The 18,898-nt window shown below is 68.2% G+C and carries 13 protein-coding genes; 4 read left to right on the forward strand and 9 right to left on the reverse strand.

Features of this window, described 5'->3' with window-relative positions; translation table 11 throughout:
* Positions 1-157 precede the first annotated feature (157 nt).
* Complete coding sequence (locus tag AC1C2S_RS13735; protein ID WP_495353074.1) at positions 158-1,045, forward strand: aminodeoxychorismate lyase; 888 nt, start codon at positions 158-160, stop codon at positions 1,043-1,045.
* An 18-nt stretch (positions 1,046-1,063) separates the two neighbouring features.
* On the opposite strand, the gene pstB is transcribed toward AC1C2S_RS13735, so the two are convergent.
* The 8 genes from pstB to AC1C2S_RS13775 form a co-directional block, all read right to left on the reverse strand.
* Complete coding sequence (gene pstB / locus AC1C2S_RS13740) at positions 1,064-1,843, reverse strand: phosphate ABC transporter ATP-binding protein PstB (RefSeq protein WP_495353075.1); 780 nt, start codon at positions 1,841-1,843, stop codon at positions 1,064-1,066.
* 22 nt (positions 1,844-1,865) lie between these two features.
* Entirely contained in the window at positions 1,866-2,960 is a 1,095-nt protein-coding gene (pstA, locus tag AC1C2S_RS13745; protein WP_495353076.1) for a phosphate ABC transporter permease PstA, read from the reverse strand.
* The gene (gene pstC, locus AC1C2S_RS13750) at positions 2,960-3,895 is read right to left on the reverse strand and encodes a phosphate ABC transporter permease subunit PstC (protein WP_495353077.1); all 936 of its coding nucleotides are present in this window, start codon (positions 3,893-3,895) and stop codon (positions 2,960-2,962) included. Before pstC ends, pstA begins: the two co-directional genes overlap by 1 nt.
* Before the next feature lie 90 nt (positions 3,896-3,985).
* Positions 3,986-5,077 carry a phosphate ABC transporter substrate-binding protein PstS gene (locus AC1C2S_RS13755; RefSeq protein ID WP_495353078.1) on the reverse strand — a complete coding sequence of 364 codons (1,092 nt, stop codon included), beginning with the start codon at positions 5,075-5,077 and terminating at the stop codon, positions 3,986-3,988.
* Between the two features lie 165 nt (positions 5,078-5,242).
* Positions 5,243-6,367: an epoxide hydrolase family protein gene (locus tag AC1C2S_RS13760; protein WP_495353079.1), complete on the reverse strand. Its 1,125-nt coding sequence runs from the start codon at positions 6,365-6,367 to the stop codon at positions 5,243-5,245.
* Between the two features lie 63 nt (positions 6,368-6,430).
* A complete protein-coding gene (locus AC1C2S_RS13765) occupies positions 6,431-7,366 on the reverse strand; it encodes an NUDIX hydrolase (protein WP_495353080.1) in 936 nt (311 codons plus the stop codon).
* Complete coding sequence (locus AC1C2S_RS13770) at positions 7,363-9,555, reverse strand: RNA degradosome polyphosphate kinase (protein WP_495353081.1); 2,193 nt, start codon at positions 9,553-9,555, stop codon at positions 7,363-7,365. Before AC1C2S_RS13770 ends, AC1C2S_RS13765 begins: the two co-directional genes overlap by 4 nt.
* Before the next feature lie 45 nt (positions 9,556-9,600).
* Positions 9,601-10,290: a response regulator transcription factor gene (locus AC1C2S_RS13775; RefSeq protein WP_495353082.1), complete on the reverse strand. Its 690-nt coding sequence runs from the start codon at positions 10,288-10,290 to the stop codon at positions 9,601-9,603.
* Between the two features lie 76 nt (positions 10,291-10,366).
* Between AC1C2S_RS13775 and AC1C2S_RS13780 the strand changes: the two genes are divergently transcribed.
* The 3 genes from AC1C2S_RS13780 to ygfZ all read left to right on the forward strand — a co-directional run bounded on the left by AC1C2S_RS13780 (position 10,367) and on the right by ygfZ (position 12,604).
* Positions 10,367-10,681, forward strand: a complete 315-nt coding sequence (locus tag AC1C2S_RS13780) for a hypothetical protein (protein WP_495353083.1) — start codon at positions 10,367-10,369, stop codon at positions 10,679-10,681.
* Between the two features lie 154 nt (positions 10,682-10,835).
* Entirely contained in the window at positions 10,836-11,444 is a 609-nt protein-coding gene (locus tag AC1C2S_RS13785) for a heme-binding beta-barrel domain-containing protein (protein WP_495353084.1), read from the forward strand.
* A complete protein-coding gene (gene ygfZ / locus AC1C2S_RS13790) occupies positions 11,444-12,604 on the forward strand; it encodes a CAF17-like 4Fe-4S cluster assembly/insertion protein YgfZ (RefSeq protein ID WP_495353085.1) in 1,161 nt (386 codons plus the stop codon). Before AC1C2S_RS13785 ends, ygfZ begins: the two co-directional genes overlap by 1 nt.
* A 95-nt stretch (positions 12,605-12,699) precedes the next feature.
* Here the strand turns inward: ygfZ and AC1C2S_RS13795 are convergent, their stop codons facing one another.
* Positions 12,700-18,804, reverse strand: coding sequence for a ThuA domain-containing protein (locus AC1C2S_RS13795; protein WP_495353086.1), 6,105 nt, complete (start codon positions 18,802-18,804; stop codon positions 12,700-12,702).
* Positions 18,805-18,898 lie beyond the last annotated feature (94 nt).

Consider the following 18,898-nt stretch of genomic DNA (forward strand, 5'->3'; position numbering starts at 1 on the left):
TTCGCCGCTCCGAGCGGCCTCGCGCCGAGAGGCGTTCTGCGGCCGGCCTTCCTCGTCTCCGGCGTCGGCCCGCGTTCATGCGTACGCCAACCACGAACCACGGTGCACGGATGCCCCGGAGCCGCGCGTGCGCGCGGCATCCGCGTAGCATCGGAAGATGCCCGAGACCGTCACCCTGCTCATCGAACCCGTGCCCGCCGACACCCGCGCCACGGACTTCGGCTCGACGCTCCGCGAAGTCGATGCCGCGGCCCCGGCGCTGCGTGTCGGCGAGTTGTCGACGCAACGCGGCGACGGCGTCTTCGAGACGATCGCGGTGATCGACGGCCACGCGCAGGAGGCCGGGCCGCACCTCGAGCGCCTCCGCAATTCGGCGCTCATCTGCGAACTGCCGGAGCCGAACCTGCCGCAATGGCGCGCCGCGATCGATCGCGCGCTCGGGAGCTTGCCCGTCGCCGGCCCATGGGCGATGAAGCTCGTACTGAGCCGCGGCGTCGAGCACGGGCCGGCTCCAACCGCCTGGCTGCACGCGGCGCCGGCCGCGGACTTCAGCGAGGTGCGCGAGCGCGGGGTCTCCGTCGTCACGCTCGACCGCGGGTACTCGCACGACGCGGCCGAGCGTGCGCCGTGGCTGCTGCTCGGGGCGAAGACCCTGAGCTACGCGACGAACATGGCCGCGCTCCGCGAAGCGCATCGACGCGACGCAGACGACACGATCTTCGTCTCTTCAGACGGCTATGTCATGGAGGGGCCGACGTCGAGCGTGATCCTCCGGCACGGCGACGTCTACTCGACGCCGGCACCGTCGGGTGCGATCCTGCACGGCACCACGCAGCAGAGCCTCTTCGAGCATCTCGCCGCGACGGGTCGGGCGACGCAGTACCGAGACCTCCCGATCGCCGAACTCGCTTCCGCCGACGCACTGTGGCTCGTGTCGAGTGTGCGGCTCGCCGTCGGGGTGACCCGGCTCAACGGGGCATCCGTCGCCTACGACGCCGACGAGACCCGGGCGTTCAACACCTACCTGCTCTCGCCTCGCGACTGAACCGCGACGGGTCGGGGCTCAGCCGAAGCGGCCCGAGACGTAGTCTTCGGTCGCCTGCACCGACGGGTTCGAGAAGATCGTCGTGGTGTCGTCGTACTCGATGAGGTTGCCGGGCTTGCCGGTGCCGGCGATGTTGAAGAACGCGGTGCGGTCGCTGACCCGCGAGGCCTGCTGCATGTTGTGCGTCACGATCACGATCGTGTACTGCTGCTTCAGTTCCTCGATGAGGTCTTCGATCGCGAGCGTCGAGATCGGGTCGAGCGCCGAGCACGGCTCGTCCATGAGGATCACCTCGGGAGAGACTGCGATCGCGCGGGCGATGCACAGGCGCTGCTGCTGGCCGCCCGAGAGGCCCGAGCCGGGGCGGTCGAGGCGGTCCTTCACCTCGTTCCAGAGGTTCGCCCCGCGGAGCGACTTCTCGACGAGCTCGTCGGCGTCGGACTTCGAGATGCGCTTGTTGTTGAGCTTCACGCCCGCGAGCACGTTCTCTTTGATCGACATCGTCGGGAACGGGTTCGGCCGCTGGAACACCATGCCCACCTGGCGACGCACGAGCACCGGGTCGACGTCGGGGTCGTAGAGGTTGTTGCCGTCGATGAGCACCTCGCCCTCGACGCGGGCGCCGGGGATGACCTCGTGCATGCGGTTCAGCGTGCGGAGGAAGGTCGACTTGCCGCAACCCGAGGGGCCGATGAACGCCGTGACGCTGCGGGGCTCGATCGAGAGCGTCACGCCTTCGACGGCGAGGAACTTCGAGTAGTAGACGTTGAGGTCGCGGACCTCGATGCGCTTGGACACGGGTTTCCTTTGCTTGCGGGTCTCAGCGGCCGAACTTCGGCGCGAAGATTCGGGCGATGAGCCTCGCGATGAGGTTCAGCGCCATGACGATGAGGATGAGGGTGAGCGCGGCGGCCCAGGCGCGGTCGATGAACGCCTCGGCCGGGTTGCCCTGGTTCGCGTACTGCGTGTAGACGTACACGGGCAACGACTGCATGCGGCCGTCGAAGATGTTGTAGTTCACGCTCGCGGTGAAGCCGGCCGCGATGAGGAGCGGCGCGGTCTCGCCGATGACGCGGGCGATCGAGAGCATGATGCCGGTGGTGATGCCGGCGATCGAGGTGGGCAGCACGACCTTGACGATCGTCAGCCACTTCGGCACGCCGAGGGCGAGGGCCGCCTCGCGGAGCTCGTTCGGCACGAGCTTGAGCATCTCTTCGCTCGAGCGAACGACGACGGGGATCATGAGCAGCGACAGGGCGACGGCGCCGGCGATGCCGGTGCGGGTGCCAGGGCCGAGGAAGATGGCGAAGAGCGAGTAGGCGAAGAGGCCGGCGACGATCGATGGGATGCCGGTCATGACGTCGACGAGGAACGTCACACCGCGGGCGAGCTTGCCCCGACCGTATTCGACGAGGTAGATCGAGGTCATCAGGCCGATCGGGATCGAGATGATCGCCGCCGCCCCGGTCATGAGCAGGGTGCCGATGATCGCGTGAAGCGCGCCGCCGCCTTCGCCGGTGACGTTGCGCATCGACATCGAGAAGAAGTCGGCGTCGAAGCGCGCGGCGCCGAGCGTGACGACGGTGATCGCGAGCGAGACGAGGGGGATCATCGCGAGGAGGAACGCGCCCGTGACGAGCGCGGTGACGAGTCGGTCCATCGCGCGGCGACGGCCTTCGACGAGGGTCGAGAACAACCAGATCGAGGGGATGTAGAGCAGCGCACCGATGAACAGCGCACCGCCCCAGTTGTAGCCGGCGCCCGTGCCGACGGCGACGACGCCGAACACGGCGGCGGCGACGGCGATCGCGGCGATGAGGATCGTCCACGGCGCCGACTTCGGAAGCCGCCCAGCGGTGAGCGAATTGGCGATCGGCGTGCCGGCCTCGGGGGCCCGAGTGGTCTGGACGGTCATCAGTTGGCTCCCGAGAATTCCTTGCGGCGGTTGACGATCCAGCGCGCGAAGGCGTTGACCGCGAAGGTCACGATGAAGAGGATGAGGCCGGTGGCGATCAACACGTTGACGTTGAGGCCGTACGCCTCGGGAAAGCTCAGCGCGATGTTCGCCGCGATCGTGTTCGGGTTGACGGAGGTCAGCAGCTGGAACGTGATCACCGGCGATGCCGAGAGCACCATTGCGACGGCCATCGTCTCGCCGAGCGCGCGCCCGAGGCCGAGCACCGATGCGGAGATGATGCCGGGTCGCCCGAACGGCAGCACTGCGGTGCGGATCATCTCCCAGCGGGTGGCGCCGAGGGCGAGTGCCGCCTCCTCGTGCAGCACGGGCGTCTGCAGGAACACCTCGCGGCAGATGGCGGTCATGATCGGCAGCACCATCACCGCGAGCACGAGCGCCGCCGTGAGGATCGTGCGGCCGGTGGCAGACGGGGTGCCGCTGAAGAGCGGGATCCACCCGAGATTCTCGTTGAGCCAGGCGTAGGCCGAGACGAGGGCCGGAGCGAAGACGCCGATGCCCCAGAGGCCGAAGACGACCGACGGCACCGCGGCGAGCAGGTCGACGATGTAGCCGAGCACCGATGCGAGCCGGCGCGGTGCGTAGTGCGAGATGAAGAGGGCGATGCCGATCGAGACGGGCAGCGCGACGATGAGTGCGAGTGTGGCGGCCCAGATGGTGCCGAAGATGAGGGGCCCGACGTAGTCCCAGAAGTTCGTCTTGAGGATGGAGGCATCCTCGTTGGAAGCGACCATCGCAGGCAGTGCCTGCACGATCAGGAAGATGGCCACGGCGGCCAGGGTGACGAGGATCATCGATCCCGCGAAGACCGCCGAGCGGGAGAAGACGAGGTCGCCGACGCGGAGCTTCGCCTTGATCGGGGCCGTTACGGTCATCTGGTGCGATCCTCGGATCTCAAGGGAGGGATTCTGGGTGGCGATCGTGCCCGACCCCGTCGTGAACGATCGGGGTCGGGCACGAACCTACTACTCGATCGAGTCGATCGCAGCCGTGATCTTCTCGCGGAGCGTGTCCGAGATCGGGGCGGAGCCTGCGTCGGTCGCGGCGACTTCCTGGCCCTCGGGGCTCGCGATGTACGAGAGGTAACCCTTGACGAGTTCGACGTTCGCCGGGTCCTCGTACTGGCCGCACGCGACGAGGTAGCTCACGAGCACGATCGGGTAGACGCCCGCCTCTTCCGAGGTGCGGTCGATCTCGATGGCGAGGTCGCCATCGGCGCGGCCCTCGGCGAACGGCGAAGCGTCGACGATGGCGGCAGCGGCCTCGGGGGAGTACGGCACGAACTCGTCGCCGACCTGGATCGAGACGGTGCCGAGGTCACCGGCGCGTGAGGCGTCGGCGTAACCGATGGTGCCGTTGCCGTTGGTCACGGCGTCGACGAGGCCCGAGGTGCCCTGAGCGGCTTCGCCGCCTTCGAACGGCCAGACTCCGTCGGCTTCCCAGCTCCAGACGTCGGATGCCGCGGCGCCGAGGTACTCGGTGAAGTTCTCGGTCGTGCCCGAGTCATCGGAGCGGTGCACGGGCGTGATGGCGAGGTCGGGCAGCGTCACGTCGGGGTTCGTCGCGGCGATCGCCGGGTCGTTCCAGTTCGTGATCGTGCCGGCGAAGATGCCCGCAACGGTCGCCGCGTCGAGTTCGAGCGAGTCGACGCCCTCGAGGTTGAAGATCACGGCGATCGGCGAGATGTAGAGCGGCAGCTGGACGATGGTCGAGTCGGGCGCGCACTTGGCGAAGCCGCCGGCGGCGAGCTCCTCGTCGTTGAACGCGCGGTCCGAGCCGGCGAAGTCGCTGGCGCCCTCGAGGAAGGTCTCACGACCCGCTCCAGACCCGGAGGGGTCGTAGTCGATGGTGACGTCGGGGTTCGCGGTCTGGAAGCCGGCGATCCACGACTGCTGTGCGGCGTCCTGCGAGGAGGCGCCCGCGCCGACGAGGTTGCCCGAGAGCGTCGATGCCGAGTCAGACGGAGTTGCGCCGCCTTCGTTCGAAGCACAGGAGCTGAGTGCGATCACCGCAGTGACGGCGATGACGGCGGGCACGCCGAAACGCTTGAGGTTCACGTGAATTCCCTTCCGGGGTTCGATTGCAGGTTGTGGGCCGGTGCCGACCCGCCTGCGACGCTAATGAGCGCGCCTTACGAGCTTCCGCCACGACGGTAAACAGCAGGTGAACGACCGCTGTCGATGCGGATGCCGCGGCCGCTATCGCCGGCATCAGCGCACGACTCAGCGGAGGGGGCGGAAGAACTCGCGCAGATCGGCCGCGAGGAGCTCGGGTTCTTCATGCGGTGCGAAGTGGCCGCCTCGCGGCAGCTCGGTGTATCGCACGACGTTGTAGGTGCGCTCCGCCCACGCACGTGGCGGGTGAGTCAGGTCGCGCGGGAAGACGGCGACGGCGGTGGGAACCTCGACTCGGGCGACGCGTGTGGTCAGGCCGGCTGCGAACTCCCAGTACGGCCGGAACGAGGTGGAGATCGAGTTCGTGAACCAGTAGAGCGACGCTTGCGTCAGCAGGAAGTCGTCGCTGAACCGTGACGAGAGATCGCCGTCGCAATCGCTCCAGGCGCGGTACTTCTCGATGATCCATGCAAGCAGACCGGTCGGCGAATCGGACAGTGCGGGAGCCAGGCTGAGCGGCCGTGTCTGCTGCTCATGCTGATAACCGCCTTCGACCGCCACCCAGGCTTTCACCTCGTCGAGATAGAGACGCTCTGCTGCAGACAGGGTCGTCTCGTCGACGGCGGCGAGAGCGGCGACCGCGAGCAGGTGGATCCCGATCACCGCCTCGGGGTGAGCCTGCGCCAGTCTCGAGGTGATTCCCGCACCCAGATCGCCCCCGTGCGCCCCGTAGAGCTCGAACCCGAGCTCGTCGTGCATGAGGCGGTGCCAGAGTTCGTGCGTCTGCTCTTCATGCATGTCTCGCTGCGGCGAGAACGGGAAACCCGGCAGCGCCGGAACAACGACGGTGAACGCGTCGGCCGCGTCGCCGCCGTAGTGCGATGGGGTGGCGAGCCGCCGGGCGACCTCGACGAGCTCGAACGCGGTGCTCGGCCAACCGTTCGTGAGGATCAGCGGCATGGCGCCGGGGCGTTCAGCTTCGAATCGCAGGTAGCGGAGCGGGATCGCGTCGATCGTCGCGACGGCCCAGGGCAGGTCGTTGATGGCCCGCTGCTGTGCGTACCAGTCGAAACCGTCGGCCCAATAGGCGGTCAGGCGTCGCAGTTCGGTCGGGTCGGTGCCCGCCACCCACCCGGTGACCGGCCACTCACGCGACCAGCGAGTGTGCTGAAGCCGATCTCGCAGATCGTCCAGTTCGGCCTGTGGCACGTCGATCGCGATTGCGTCGGTCATCGTCCTATTCTCCTCGGTGAACCCTCGATCGGTCGTCTGCGGCCACCGGTATTGCGGCCGCGCCTACGCCCGCGGTGCGTGCGTCTCGATCGCGATGATGCCCGATCCCGGACTCGTCGCCGAGAGGTGCACGACACTGAACGCGCCGGCCTCGAGCTCAGCGGCATCCGTGACGTACGCGCCCAGGGGAGTGCCGGTGGCGAGAGCCACCTCGCGCATGATCTCGGGCAGCACCGGGGCGTGGCTGCAGATGATCGCGCTCTTGCCGGCCCGCACCCGTTTGCCGACGACGCGGCGCACTTCGGCGTCGCCGGACTCCCACGCGTCTTGGCTGATGCCCGCATCGCGCTTGATCTCGATGCCGGTCGCGGCGGCAAGCGGCGTCACCGTCGTCACGCATCGCACGGCCGGGCTCGACACGATGCGTTTCGGTGCCCACGCGCCGAGCGTTTCCACGAGTCCCGCCGCCTGCTCGATGCCTCGTTCGGTCAGCGGCCGCGCGGCATCGGCTCTCTTCCAACCCGAGCGACCGACGGCTTTGCCGTGCCGCACGACTGCGAGCGAGAAGGTCGAGGTGACGCCATGGTCGAGCAGCGTCGCGAAGGCGTCGAGGATCTCGACGTCGGGCTCGTAGCTGAGGTATCCACGAGCCCGCTTGATCGTGACCCACTCGAGGGCGGCGACTTCGGCGTTCGGCTTGAACGTCGAGCGTTGCACGGCCCGTTCGCTCACTTCGGCCGCCCAGTAGTGCACGATCTTCTCGCGCCCGCTCGGCAGCGGATACCGCGAGACCCCGAGCGGCACCCCGAGTGCGACCTCGAGCCCCGTCTCTTCGGCGATCTCGCGCACGGCGGTCTGCGGCAACGACTCGCCGGGGTCGACTTTGCCCTTCGGGATCGTCACGTCGCCGTACACGGTACGGTGAATGACCAGCACGTGCATCTTGCCGTCGATGACCCGCCAACAGACGGCGCCGGCGGCGTAGACCGCCGTCGTCACCGCCTCGGTCCCGAGCGAGGGCGCTGTCCGGAACGAGTGCGTTGGCCGATCTGCTGCATGAGCCTATTCTGCATGTCATCGAGTGGATGCCCGGCAGCATCCACCGATCGCCTGGCCCACTCGCCCGAGCCGTCGAGCCACCACGCGCTCGTCGTCTCGGCCATCGCGAGGTCGAACAGCGAGTCGATCTCACCGAGGTGGACGGGATCGGCGAGCCGCACGAGCGCCTCGACTCTGCGGTCGAGGTTTCGATGCATCATGTCGGCCGAGCCGATGTAGACCTGCGGGTCGCCGTCGTTGAGGAAGGAGAAGATGCGCGAGTGCTCGAGGTAGCGGCCGAGCACCGAACGCACCCGAATGTTCTCGCTGAGCCCCGGGATGCCGGGCCGAAGGCTGCAGATGCCGCGCACCAGCACCTCGACGGGCACTCCCGCGTTCGACGCGCGGTAGAGCGCGTCGATGATCGCCTCGTCGACGATCGAGTTCACCTTGATGCGGATGCCGCTGGGGCGCCCGGCCTCGGCATTGCCGATCTCGCCGGCGATGAGCTTCAGTAGCCCCTTGCGCAGGTGCAGGGGTGCGACGAGCAGCCGCTTGAACTTCTTCTCGATGGCGTAGCCCGAGAGCTCGTTGAAGAGCCGGGTGAGGTCTTTGCCGACCTGGTCGTCGGCGGTGAGCAGACCGAGATCTTCGTAGATGCGGCTCGTCTTGGGGTTGTAGTTGCCGGTGCCGATGTGACTGTAGTGGCGAAGCACGCCCTTCTCCTGGCGGATGACGAGTGCCAGCTTGCAGTGCGTCTTCAAACCGACGAGGCCGTAGACGACGTGCACGCCGGCTTTCTCGAGCTTTCGCGCCCACGAGATGTTCGCCTGCTCGTCGAATCGCGCCTTGATCTCGACGAGGGCGAGCACTTGCTTGCCCGACTCCGCCGCATCGATGAGGGCTTCGACGATGGGGCTGTCGCCCGAGGTGCGGTACAGCGTCTGCTTGATGGCGAGCACGTCGGGGTCGGCGGCAGCCTGCTCGAGGAACGCCTGCACGCTCGTGGCGAACGATTCGTAGGGGTGGTGCAGCAGTACGTCTTGGCGGGAGACCGCGGCGAAGACGTCGGCCCGAAGGCTCGACTCGCTCGGCTGCAGTTGCAGCGCGGTGGTCGGCACGTGGGTGGGGTAGTGCAACTCGGGCCGGTCGAGACGCGAGAGGTCGAAGAGGCCGCCGAGGTCGAGCGGCGCGGGAAGGCGGAACACCTCCTGCTCGGTGACGTCGAGTTCGCGCACGAGGAGCCCGAGGGTCACGTCGTCCATGTCGTCGGTGATCTCGAGCCGGATCGGCGGCCCGAACCGGCGGCGCAGCAGCTCTTTCTCGAGCGCCTTGATGAGGTTCTCGGTCTCGTCCTCCTCGATCTCGACGTCTTCGTTGCGAGTGACCCTGAAGACGTGGTGCTCGACGATCTCCATGCCGGGGAAGAGGTCGCCGAGATGGTTGGCGATGAGGTCTTCGAGGGCGATGTAGCGGGCGTCTTCGATCGATTCGCCCGGATCGACGCGCACGAACCGGGGCAGCATCTGCGGAACCTTGACGCGCGCGAACTCCTGTCGCCCCGTGCGACTGTTGCGCACACGCACCGAGAGATTCAGCGAGAGCCCCGAGATGTAGGGGAAGGGATGCGCGGGGTCGACCGCGAGCGGCATGAGCACGGGGAAGATCTGCTTGGAGAAGTAGTCGCGCAAGTGGGCGTGCTCGTCGTCGCCGAGCTCGGCCCACGTGATGATGCGGATGCCGGACTCGGCGAGCGCCGGCTTGACGAGTTCTTGATAGGCGGCGGCGTGCCGCTCCTGCAGCTCGTGCGCCTTCTTGGAGATGTCGCTGAGCACGTCGAGTGGCGACCGCCCGACGTTCGACGGCATGGCCAGCCCGGTCACGATGCGGCGTTTCAGGCCGGCGACCCTCACCATGAAGAACTCGTCGAGGTTCGAGGCGAAGATCGCGAGGAAGTTCGCCCGTTCGAGCACGGGCACCCTCGGGTCTTCTCCGAGCTCGAGCACGCGTTGGTTGAACGCGAGCCAGCTGAGCTCGCGGTCGAGGTAGCGCTCAGGTGCGAGCTCGGGCGCGCCCTCGAGGTCGAACGGCTCGAAGTCGTCGTCGAAGTCGCTCGACGTGCGGTCGTCGAGGATGCTGTCGGCGGTCATCCCCTCATCATGCCACTGGCCTGTGACCGGCAGATGAGGTGTTCGTCAACGGGCGGTGACCGATGCGCCTTCGTCGTCTTCCTCGTGCACGTTGAAGCGGTAGCCGACGTTGCGTACTGTGCCGATGAGGCTGTCGAGGTCGCCGAGCTTCGCACGGAGCCGTCGCACGTGCACATCGACCGTGCGGGTGCCGCCGAAGTAGTCGTAGCCCCACACCTCGCTGAGCAGCTGCTCGCGGGTGAACACCCGCGAGGGATGCGCTGCGAGGAAACGGAGGAGTTCGAACTCCTTGTAGGTGAGATCGAGGGTGCGACCGTGCACCTTCGCCGAGTAGCTCGCCTCGTCGATGACGACGCCGGAGGTCTGGATGCGCTCGCTCGGCTGCGACGACTGCGAACGACCGATCGCGAGGCGGATGCGCGCGTCGAGCTCTGCGGGGCCGGCGTGCTCGAGCACGACGTCGTCGGTTCCCCAGTCGGGCGTCACCGCCGCGAGTCCACCCTCGGTGACGATCAGGATGAGCGGCACGGAGAGCCCGGTCGTGCGGAGGATCTGCGAGAGTGCCTTGGCACCGGCGAGGTTCGTGCGGGCGTCGAGGAAGACGAGATCGGATTCGGGCGCCCTGACCAACTGCTCAGGCGAAGCGGGAATGATCCGCGTTCGATGAGTCAGGAGTGACAGAGCCGGAAGAACATCGTCGTTGGCCGCCGGCGACAAGATCAGGAGCTGCGCCACGCTCACCCTCCAGTAGTAAGGTGCGGTCAATACTACGGGACGCCGACGGGCGCGCCGCGACACGAATGGGGAGACGATGATCGACGAGACCGACACCGGCAGCGGATGGCTCGGCATCGCGCTCGTCTGGGCGATCGCGCTCGTCGGCGCGGTCGTGGTCGTGACGCTCGCCTACGCGGGAACCGCGGCCTGGTTCGGTGACACGACGCGGCTCGGCGTCTACGGCGCGCTCGGCGTGGTGCTCGCGACATCCGTCATCGCCGCTCTCGTCACCCAGCTCGCCACGCGACGGCCAGAGGGCTTCGTCGTGCGGGCGAGCTGGAGCATCGCCGGCGCCGTCGCGGTCATCGCGATCGCGGCCCTCGTGGTGACGCCCGTCGCCGTGCCGTGAGCGGATAGACTCAGAGCATGTCTGAGCTGCTCGCCCTCGAACTCCTCTTCATCGGCCTGCTCGGCCTCGCGAGCCTCGCGATCGCGTGGGTCAGCGGAGTGGTCGTCTACAAGCTCTTCAAGGGCCAGCGCTAGGTGCCCGTGAGGACGTGGCAATGATCGACCTGCCCGTCGACCTTCCGGCAGAGCTCGCGCCGCTCTCCTGGCTGCTCGGGGTCTGGGAGGGCTCGGGCGTCATCGACTACCAGGGCGGCGCCGAGCCGGTGACGCACGAATTCGGGCAGCGGGTGAGCTTCAGTCACGACGGTCTCCCGCACCTGAACTACACCTCGTACTCCTGGCTGTTCCCGGCCGAAGCAGGCGGTGAACCGACACCGCTCGTCACCGAGACGGGGTATTGGCGCTTGGCCCGCGAGCTCGGTGAGGGCGACCCGGGGCCGGGGATGCTGCCGGGGGTCGGCGAGTCGCGCTTCACCGATGCCGAGGCCGTCGAGTCACTGCGCAACGCCGACGGCGGCTTCGACATCGAGGTGTCGATCGTGCACCCCGATGGAGTCAGCGAGCTCTACCTCGGCCAGGTCAAGGGCCCCCGGATCGACCTCGCGACCGATGCAGTGCTGCGCACGAGCAGCGCGAAAGACTACGCGGCCGCCACGAGGCTCTACGGCCTCGTCGACGGCCATCTGCTCTGGGCGTGGGATATCGCCGCCCTCGGAAACGAGCTGCGCACCCACGCGTCGGCCCGACTCGCGAAGGTCGACTGATGACTACTTCCCCTTTTCTCGGCCTGTCGGGCGCCGTCGCAGCCGAAGGCGTCGATGCGGGCGTCGCCGGCCACTACGGCAACCCGATCGTCGAGCAGCGCCACCTCGAACGCGGGCAGGCGATCGTCGATCTCTCGGGCCGTGGCGTCGTGACCGTGACCGGCCCCGACCGGCTCTCGTGGCTGCATTCCATGGCGAGTCAGGCGCTCGACCGGCTCGCTCCGGGTGAGAGCGCCGAGGCCCTCTTCCTCGACGCATCGGGGCGCATCGAGCACGCGGCGCATATCGTCGACGACGGCGCCACCACGTGGCTCGTCGTCGAGGGCGACGAGGCTGCGCCGCTCGCCGCCTTCCTCGATCGCATGCGGTTCATGCTGCGGGTCGAGGTCGCCGACGCGAGTGGCGAGGTCGCCGTGCTCGGCGCGATGTCCACGACTCCACTGGATGCCGCGGCGCCGGCGTTCGCCCCGAACGGTGTCTCCCTCGACTGGGTCGACCCGTGGGAGCACCTCCGCCCGGGGGCTCATCAGTACGCGAACGACGCCGGCCACCCGGCATCCGAATGGCACTGGATCGAACGCATTGTGCCGCGCGCTGCGCTGGCCGACGCGGCGGAAGCTGTGCGCGCCGGCCGGGTCGACGTTGCGGGTGCGCTCGCCGCCGAGGCCCTGCGGGTCGCGGCATGGCGTCCCCGCCTCGCGACCGAGGTCGACGAGCGGTCCATCCCGCACGAACTCGATTGGCTGCGAAGCGCCGTCGACCTCGGCAAGGGCTGCTACAAGGGCCAGGAGACGGTCGCCAAGGTGCTGAACCTCGGGCGTCCGCCGCGGCGGCTCGTGCTGCTGCACCTCGACGGGAGCGATACCGTGCTGCCCATGCCCGGAGACGAGGTCGTCGGCGAGAAGGTCCGCCCCGAGCCCGCCGCCGGTGCGGAGCCCGAGCGCAAGGTCGTCGGTCACATCACGACGGCGGTCATGCATCACGAACTCGGCCCCGTCGCGCTCGCGGTCGTCAAGCGCGCCGTGCCGGCCGACCTGCCGCTCATCGTGCTGAGCCACGGCATCGACGTCGCGGCGGCGCAGGTCGAGATCGTGCCCGCCGATTCCGGGGCTGCCGTCGAGGTGCCGCGCCTGCCGCGGCTCGGCGTCCACAAGCGCTAGCCGTACTTCCCGTCCCGTGCTGTGCCGGGCGCCCGGGCCGGACTGCGTCGGCGGCCCGGCATCCGCAGATGTCGGGCCGCCGAGCGTCGGGCAGGCTACTTCTTGCAGTTCGCCTTGGCGAACGCGCTCACTTGGCTGGTGTAGTGACCCTGGCTGCCGTCCCAGTGGTAGGCCGCCACCGTCGCCGTGCCCTTCTTCACCTTCGCCGACCCGGTGTCGAAGAGGTGGTACACCGCCGCACCGGGCGCGACCTTGACGACCTTGTAGGTTCCCCACTCGGTCGTGAGCCGGATGTCGGCCCACACGTTGCCCGTGTTGATGGCGTAGACCGCGACGTGTGCGTTCCCGTTGATGCACTGGGAGGCGGCGTTGGTCACGACCTTCAGATCGACGGGGCCGGGTTCCTCCCCGACGGTGACGGTCGCGGCCTGGTCTGCTTCGACCGAGCCTGCGACGTCGGTGGAGCGGTACTCCACGGTGTGCTCGCCTGCCCCCGTCACGAGGATCGGATCGGCGTATGCCGCCCAGTCCCCGCCGTCGAGGCGGTACTCGGTCGCCGCCACACCTGAGGTGTCGTCGATCGCGGCGAGGGTGACCCTGACCCCGGAATCGACGTCCTCCACGGTGGCCGTCGTGGCGGGTGCCACGGTGTCGACCTTCGCGGTCGCGGCGAGTTCGGCCTCGACGTTGCCGACGGCATCGGTCGATCGGAACGCGACCGCGACCTCGCCTTCGCCGGCGAACTCGACCGGCTCCGTGTACGCCGTCCACTCGCCGCCGCCGATCGCGTACTCGGTGGATGCCACGCCGGATCCGCCGGCATCGGTCGCGGTGAGCGCGAACGTCGGCGTCGTGCGGTACCAGCCGTCGCCGCCGTCGGGCGTGGCGGGCGTCCAGGCGAGACTCGTCGTGGGGGCCGTGGTGTCGACCTGCGGGGTCTCGAGGTGAACGTAGTCGAACTCCACCACGACCGGCTCCTCTTGCTGCGGTCCGATGGCCATCAGGCCGAGACCGTGGAGGGGCTGGTCGAACGTGATCCCGGTGTCGCCGATCGGTGTCCAGTTGACGCCGCCGTCGCTCACTTCGGCTGTGTAGAGGTCGCCGGTCTTCGTGACCCGGATGTACCAGTACCCGCTCTCCGAGGAGTCGGCGATGTCGACGTTGGTGTTGCCGATGCCCGCGGCATCCACCTCGCCCGCGAGCTCGGCCCTGAGATCGAGCGCCGTGCCCGGGGAGTTGTAGGCGACGACATCCGCCTTCACGTAGTTGTCGTCGTCGGCCCACATCATGAGGCCCGCCAGCTGGTAGCGGTGCTCGAGCGGCGCCGTGAACTTCGTCGTCGCCACCCAATCGCCTTCAGGCGCCTCGGTGAGGATGAAGTTGCGGGGCGAAACCGGGTTGTCGCCGTTGATGTCACCGAGTTGGGTCTCGATCTTCAGGTGACCCTCGGCGACCTCGGCGTGGTTGGAGTCGTAGCGCACACTCCGGTCCCAGCGGCATCCGTCGAGTGCGTCGCCGTCGAACTCGTCGCTCGTGGCGACGGGCTCTCCTGGGGCCGGCTCGGGGCTGAACCGGAACGAGTCGACCTTCGCCGTCACCGGCGTCGTGCCGAGATCGCCGGCGGCCATGACGCCGATCCGCGCATCCTGCTTGAGCTGCAACTGCCCGTCGAGCGCGGTCCACGTTTCGCCGTCCGTCGAGTACGCCCCGGTCAGCGTGGTGCCGTCGCTCGACAGCTTGAGGTGGATGGTCGACGGGAAGTCGGCCGGAAGCACCGGAGCTGCCGGTGTGGTGCGCGCACCCGCCGTCTCGCTCTGGAACTCCACCATGCGGCCGCCGTTCTGGTGGCGCACGAAGGCGAGCTTGTTGTACTCGTCGTCGCTCTGGTGCACGACGAGCCCGGCCCATTGCCAGTGCGAGGTGTGCTCCAAGGTGATCTCGGTCGTCGCCTCCCACGCACCCGCAGGCAGCGGCTTGCCGGCGAAGCTCACCGGGCCGGTCGAGGCCTCGTTGATGTCGCCGGAGGTGACGGGCAGTTCGAGGACGCCGTCGGATTGGGTGATGGGGGCGGCATCATCGAAACGGAGCGCCCAAGACGGCGCGAGCGCGGGGCCGTCGAACTCATCGGAGAGCGGACTCGCCGGGCACCTGAGCGGCTCGAGCGGGTCGACGGGCTCCGGCCCCTGCGGGTCGGTGTCGATCGCGAACTCCGCGAAGTCGACCGTTCCTGCAGCGCTGGCGTGCGAGACCGTGAACATGCCCACGTCCTGCACTGCGGTCGCGCCCGCGAGATTGACAGTGCCGCCGACCTGGGTCCACGAGGTGCCGTTCTTCGAGGAGTACGCGGTGTAGTCGGCCCCGCTCCGCTTCAGCTTGACCCACACCGGGTAGCTCGTCGTTCCGCCGGCGACCGAGGTGTTCAGCTGACCATTCCCGTCGGGGTCGGAGAGGAATTCGATGCCGTTGTTCGGCCGGATGCCGACCATCGCGTAGCCCGGTGACGTGCCGGGCAGCGTGACGTCGTTGCGCACGATGATGCCGGCCTTGGCCGAACCGTTCGTGTTCTCCTGGGCATCGACCCTGACGACCGCCTCCCAGTCCTCGTCGCCACCGGCCGGTGCGTACAACGTCGAGTACTCGTCGACGCCCTGCCACGTGTCGGCGCCGGCGCCCGTGACGCGGAATCGACCGTCGCCGATCCGTTCGAAGGTGCCGTCGGCGTTCGTGAAGGGCACGAGGTCGCCGAAGAGCTCACCCACTTGCGCCAGCACGATGCGCGACGTGGTGGACTTGCCTGCCGCGCTCGTCGCGACCGCGGTGAGCTCGTAGAGACCCTCCTCGGGTGCAGACCACTCCGCGGCATACGGTGCGGCGTCGTCGACGCCGATGGACTCGCCGTCGACGAAGAACTCGACCTGCTCGATCTCGCCCGCGGTGTCTGCGGCATCCGCCTCGACTGTGACATCTTGACCCGGCTCGAGCTCGACGTCCTGTTCAGGCGTCGTGATGGCCACAGTCGGCGAGGACACGGGCGATGAGCCCTGGCCGATCGCCTCGAGGAAGTTGACCTTGATCTCGCCGCCATGGAAGACGAGATAGAGATCGAGCGTTTCCGCCGGGAACTCGCTCGTCTCGACGATCGCGTCGGCGAACCGCGTCGAGCCGGTCGCCGGCACCGCGGCCGTCGCGAGCAGCTCGCCGTCGGGCGCGCCACGGCGAAGCTCGATGGAGCCTCCCTCGGCGACCGCCGAGACCCGTAGCGCGAGTCGGTCGATCCGGTGGAAGCTCACGGGGTCGTAATGCGCCCAGGCGCCGTCGCCGCCGACGATCACTCGGTCGCTCTCGACGCCCTCGAAATCTCGGCTCGGTGCCGTCGTCATATCGGTCGACGCGGAATCGAAGAACTCGGCCTGCTTCATCTTGGGGAAGACGAGCGTCGTCTGCGAACCGATCAACGGGTTCGCACCACCTGCGCCGCCGCCGTCGGTGTAGCGGGCGTCGAGCGCGAAGAAGATGTCCTCGTCGGGCGCGTGACCGCCGAGGCTCGTCTCGGTGGTGCCCGTGAGGCCGCTGAGCGGCGTCGTCGGGTGGGCGTGCTCATCGTGCCCGAGTGCCGGCTGGATGATGACGTCGTCGCCGTCGACCACCCCGTCCTCGGCGTCGTTCACCGCGACATCCCACGAGAGGTCGTCGCCGAAGTCGAAGAACGAGCCGTTCGGCGGCAGCGAGAACGCGACCGTCGGTCGGGTGTTGCCCACAGTGATAGGCGCAGTGGTCGTCGCGGTCTTGCCGTCGGGGTCGGTGACCGTGAGTCTGGCGTCGTAGACGCCGTCGACTTCGTAGGTGTGGGCGGTCACGGCGTCGGTGGAGTCGACGGAGCCGTCCCCGTCGAAGTCCCACGCGTACGACAACGCTGCATTCTCCGGGTCCGACGAACCGGATCCGTCGAATGCGACCGCGAGCGGGGCCGGGCCGGAGTCCCGGTCGACGGCGATCTTCGCCGCGGGTGAGCGGGAACCTGAGATGTAGTCGATGCGGTGCAGGCCCGATTCGGGGTTGTCGCGGCCGAAGCCGCCGCCCCAGTCGAGCACGTACAGCGCCCCGTCAGGGCCGAACTTCGAGTCGATCGGGGCGAGGAACTGCTCCTGGGGCAGGAACGCGTTGACCTTCTCCACCTGCGAGCCCGAGCCGGCGGCCGGATCTTTGAGCTGGATCGAGTACATCTTGTTCCTGGCCCACTCGTAGAAGAACGGCTTGCCGTCGTACGAGGCCGGGAACTTCGTGTCCGACTCGAGGTCGGGGTCGTAGTCGTAGACCGGCCCGCCCATCGGCGCGAGACCGCCGCCCTGCGGGATGACCTCCGGCACCGAGGAGCGCTGGTAGCCGTACCACATGTCGGCGGCGCGAGCCGCGGGCAGTTCGGTGAGGCCCGTGTTGCGCGGGGAGTCGTTCACGGGGTTGTCGCAGTCGAAGTAGTCGCCAACGGTGACCGGGTTCGTCGTGTAGTCGACGTCGCGGAACGGCTCGTTGTCGCCCATGCAGAGCGGCCAGCCGTAGTTGCCAGGCGAGGTGATCAGGTTCCACTCGGAGATGCCGGCCGGGCCGCGGGTCGACGGTGCGTCGTTGCCGTTGTCGGGGGAGTAGTCGGCGAGGCTGATCGCTCCGGTTGACTGGTCGACCGAGAAGCGGAACGGATTGCGAAAGCCCATCGCGTAGATCTCGGGACGAGTCTTGTCGTCGGTGTCGTCCGCTTCGGCGAACAGGTTGCCGCTGGGGATGGTGTAGCCGGGTTCATCGGCGTTCGGGGTGATCCGCAGCAGCTTGCCGCGTAGGTCGTTCGTATTGGCCGAGGTCGCCCTGGCGTCGTGGAACGTGCCCTCGCGGGTCGAGATCGGTGCGTACCCGCCCGAGGGCTCGGAGTGCGGGTTCACGTCGTCGCCGACGCTGAGGTAGAGGTTTCCGTCGGCGTCGAAGTCGAGGCCGCCACCGGTGTGGCCGGGTTCGTCGGGCAGACGGCGCGCCGGCACCTCGATGATGAGCTCCTCGGTCGCCGGGTCGATGACTCCGTTCACCATCGTGAATCGCGAGACGCGACTGAAGAAGCTCGACGGGTCGCTGTTGTCGGCGGCGTCGGGGGAGCGGTAGACGTAGAGTCGTCCGTTCTCGGTGAAGGCCGGGTCGAGGGCGATGCCCAACAGACCGTCTTCGCCGCCCGAGTAGACGTCGAGCTCGAGCGCGGTCGTGACGTTGTTCGTGGCGGGGTCCCACACGCGGATCTGGCCGCGCACGAGTTCGGTGTAGAAGACGCGCCCGTCGGCGGCGATGTCCATCGCGAACGGCGCGGAGGTGTTCTGGTCGAGCGCGACCTTCTCGAAGCTGTCCCAGACGGTGCCGCCGCAGTCGCCCTCCTCGAGGCCCGCCGCATACTTCACGCCGCCGACGACGTGCTGCATGAACGCGGGCTCCTCGTAGTGCGATCCGAAGTGGCCCATCGCGGTCGCCCAGGCGCGTCCGCCGTCGTAGGGCTTGCACCACGAGATCGGGTGGTCGTAGCCCATCGCGTTACCGCCGGCGTCGTAGCTCGTCTCGTCCATCGAGGCGAGCACGTGCGCCGTGCCCCTGACGTTGTTCGAGAAGTTGTACCACTCGTCGGCGCGATCCCAGCGGCTGCCCTCGAAGTGCCCGGTGGAGGGGTGCGTGTGATCCTCGATCCGCACGGTGCCCGGCTGTCCGGGGTCGGTTCCGGTGGCGGCGTGGCCGGGCATCAGGGATCCGACCAGTTCGTCCCACCATTGGTAGTTGCCGCGCATGTCCGTCGCGTTGTGGATGGCGACGATGCCGCCGCCGGCTTCCTGATAGCGCTCCAGGGCGGCCTTCTCGTCGGCATTCCACGGGTCACCGGATGCCTGGAACATGATCAGAGCGTCGAAGCCCGCGAGATCCGTGTCATTGAAGGTCGTCGAATCCTCGGTATGCGTCACCTCGATGCCTTCGGCCTCGAGCGCCGCGGTGATCAGCGGAGTGCCCTTGTCGATCGCGTCCGTATGCCGGAACTGCGTCGTCTTGGTGAAGATCAAGACGTGCGCGCCGTCGTGCGCCTGTGCCGGAGTCGCGGTGCCCGCGATGAATCCCACGGCGAGCAGTGCGGCGAGCGATCCGGCGACCAGGCGAGCCACGACGTTGTGAAGCTGGGTGTGCATGAGACCTCCATCGGTTCCAAATGCCGAACGTGCATCCGGGAACCGAGCCCCCGCGCGTCCGTCACGAACCTAGGGGGGACTTTTAGCATTCGTC

The sequence above is a fragment of the Agromyces sp. Y782 genome, assembly GCF_059445405.1.

Excerpts from the sequence above, each read along its gene's own strand:
- AC1C2S_RS13735 (WP_495353074.1), top strand. The coding sequence starts at position 158 with ATGCCCGAGACCGTCACCCTGCTCATCGAACCCGTGCCCGCCGACACC.
- pstA (WP_495353076.1), bottom strand. The coding sequence starts at position 2,960 with ATGACCGTCCAGACCACTCGGGCCCCCGAGGCCGGCACGCCGATCGCC.
- pstC (WP_495353077.1), bottom strand. The coding sequence starts at position 3,895 with ATGACCGTAACGGCCCCGATCAAGGCGAAGCTCCGCGTCGGCGACCTC.
- AC1C2S_RS13760 (WP_495353079.1), bottom strand. The coding sequence starts at position 6,367 with ATGACCGACGCAATCGCGATCGACGTGCCACAGGCCGAACTGGACGAT.
- AC1C2S_RS13770 (WP_495353081.1), bottom strand. The coding sequence starts at position 9,555 with ATGACCGCCGACAGCATCCTCGACGACCGCACGTCGAGCGACTTCGAC.
- AC1C2S_RS13780 (WP_495353083.1), top strand. The coding sequence starts at position 10,367 with ATGATCGACGAGACCGACACCGGCAGCGGATGGCTCGGCATCGCGCTC.
- AC1C2S_RS13785 (WP_495353084.1), top strand. The coding sequence starts at position 10,836 with ATGATCGACCTGCCCGTCGACCTTCCGGCAGAGCTCGCGCCGCTCTCC.
- ygfZ (WP_495353085.1), top strand. The coding sequence starts at position 11,444 with ATGACTACTTCCCCTTTTCTCGGCCTGTCGGGCGCCGTCGCAGCCGAA.
- AC1C2S_RS13795 (WP_495353086.1), bottom strand. The coding sequence starts at position 18,804 with ATGCACACCCAGCTTCACAACGTCGTGGCTCGCCTGGTCGCCGGATCG.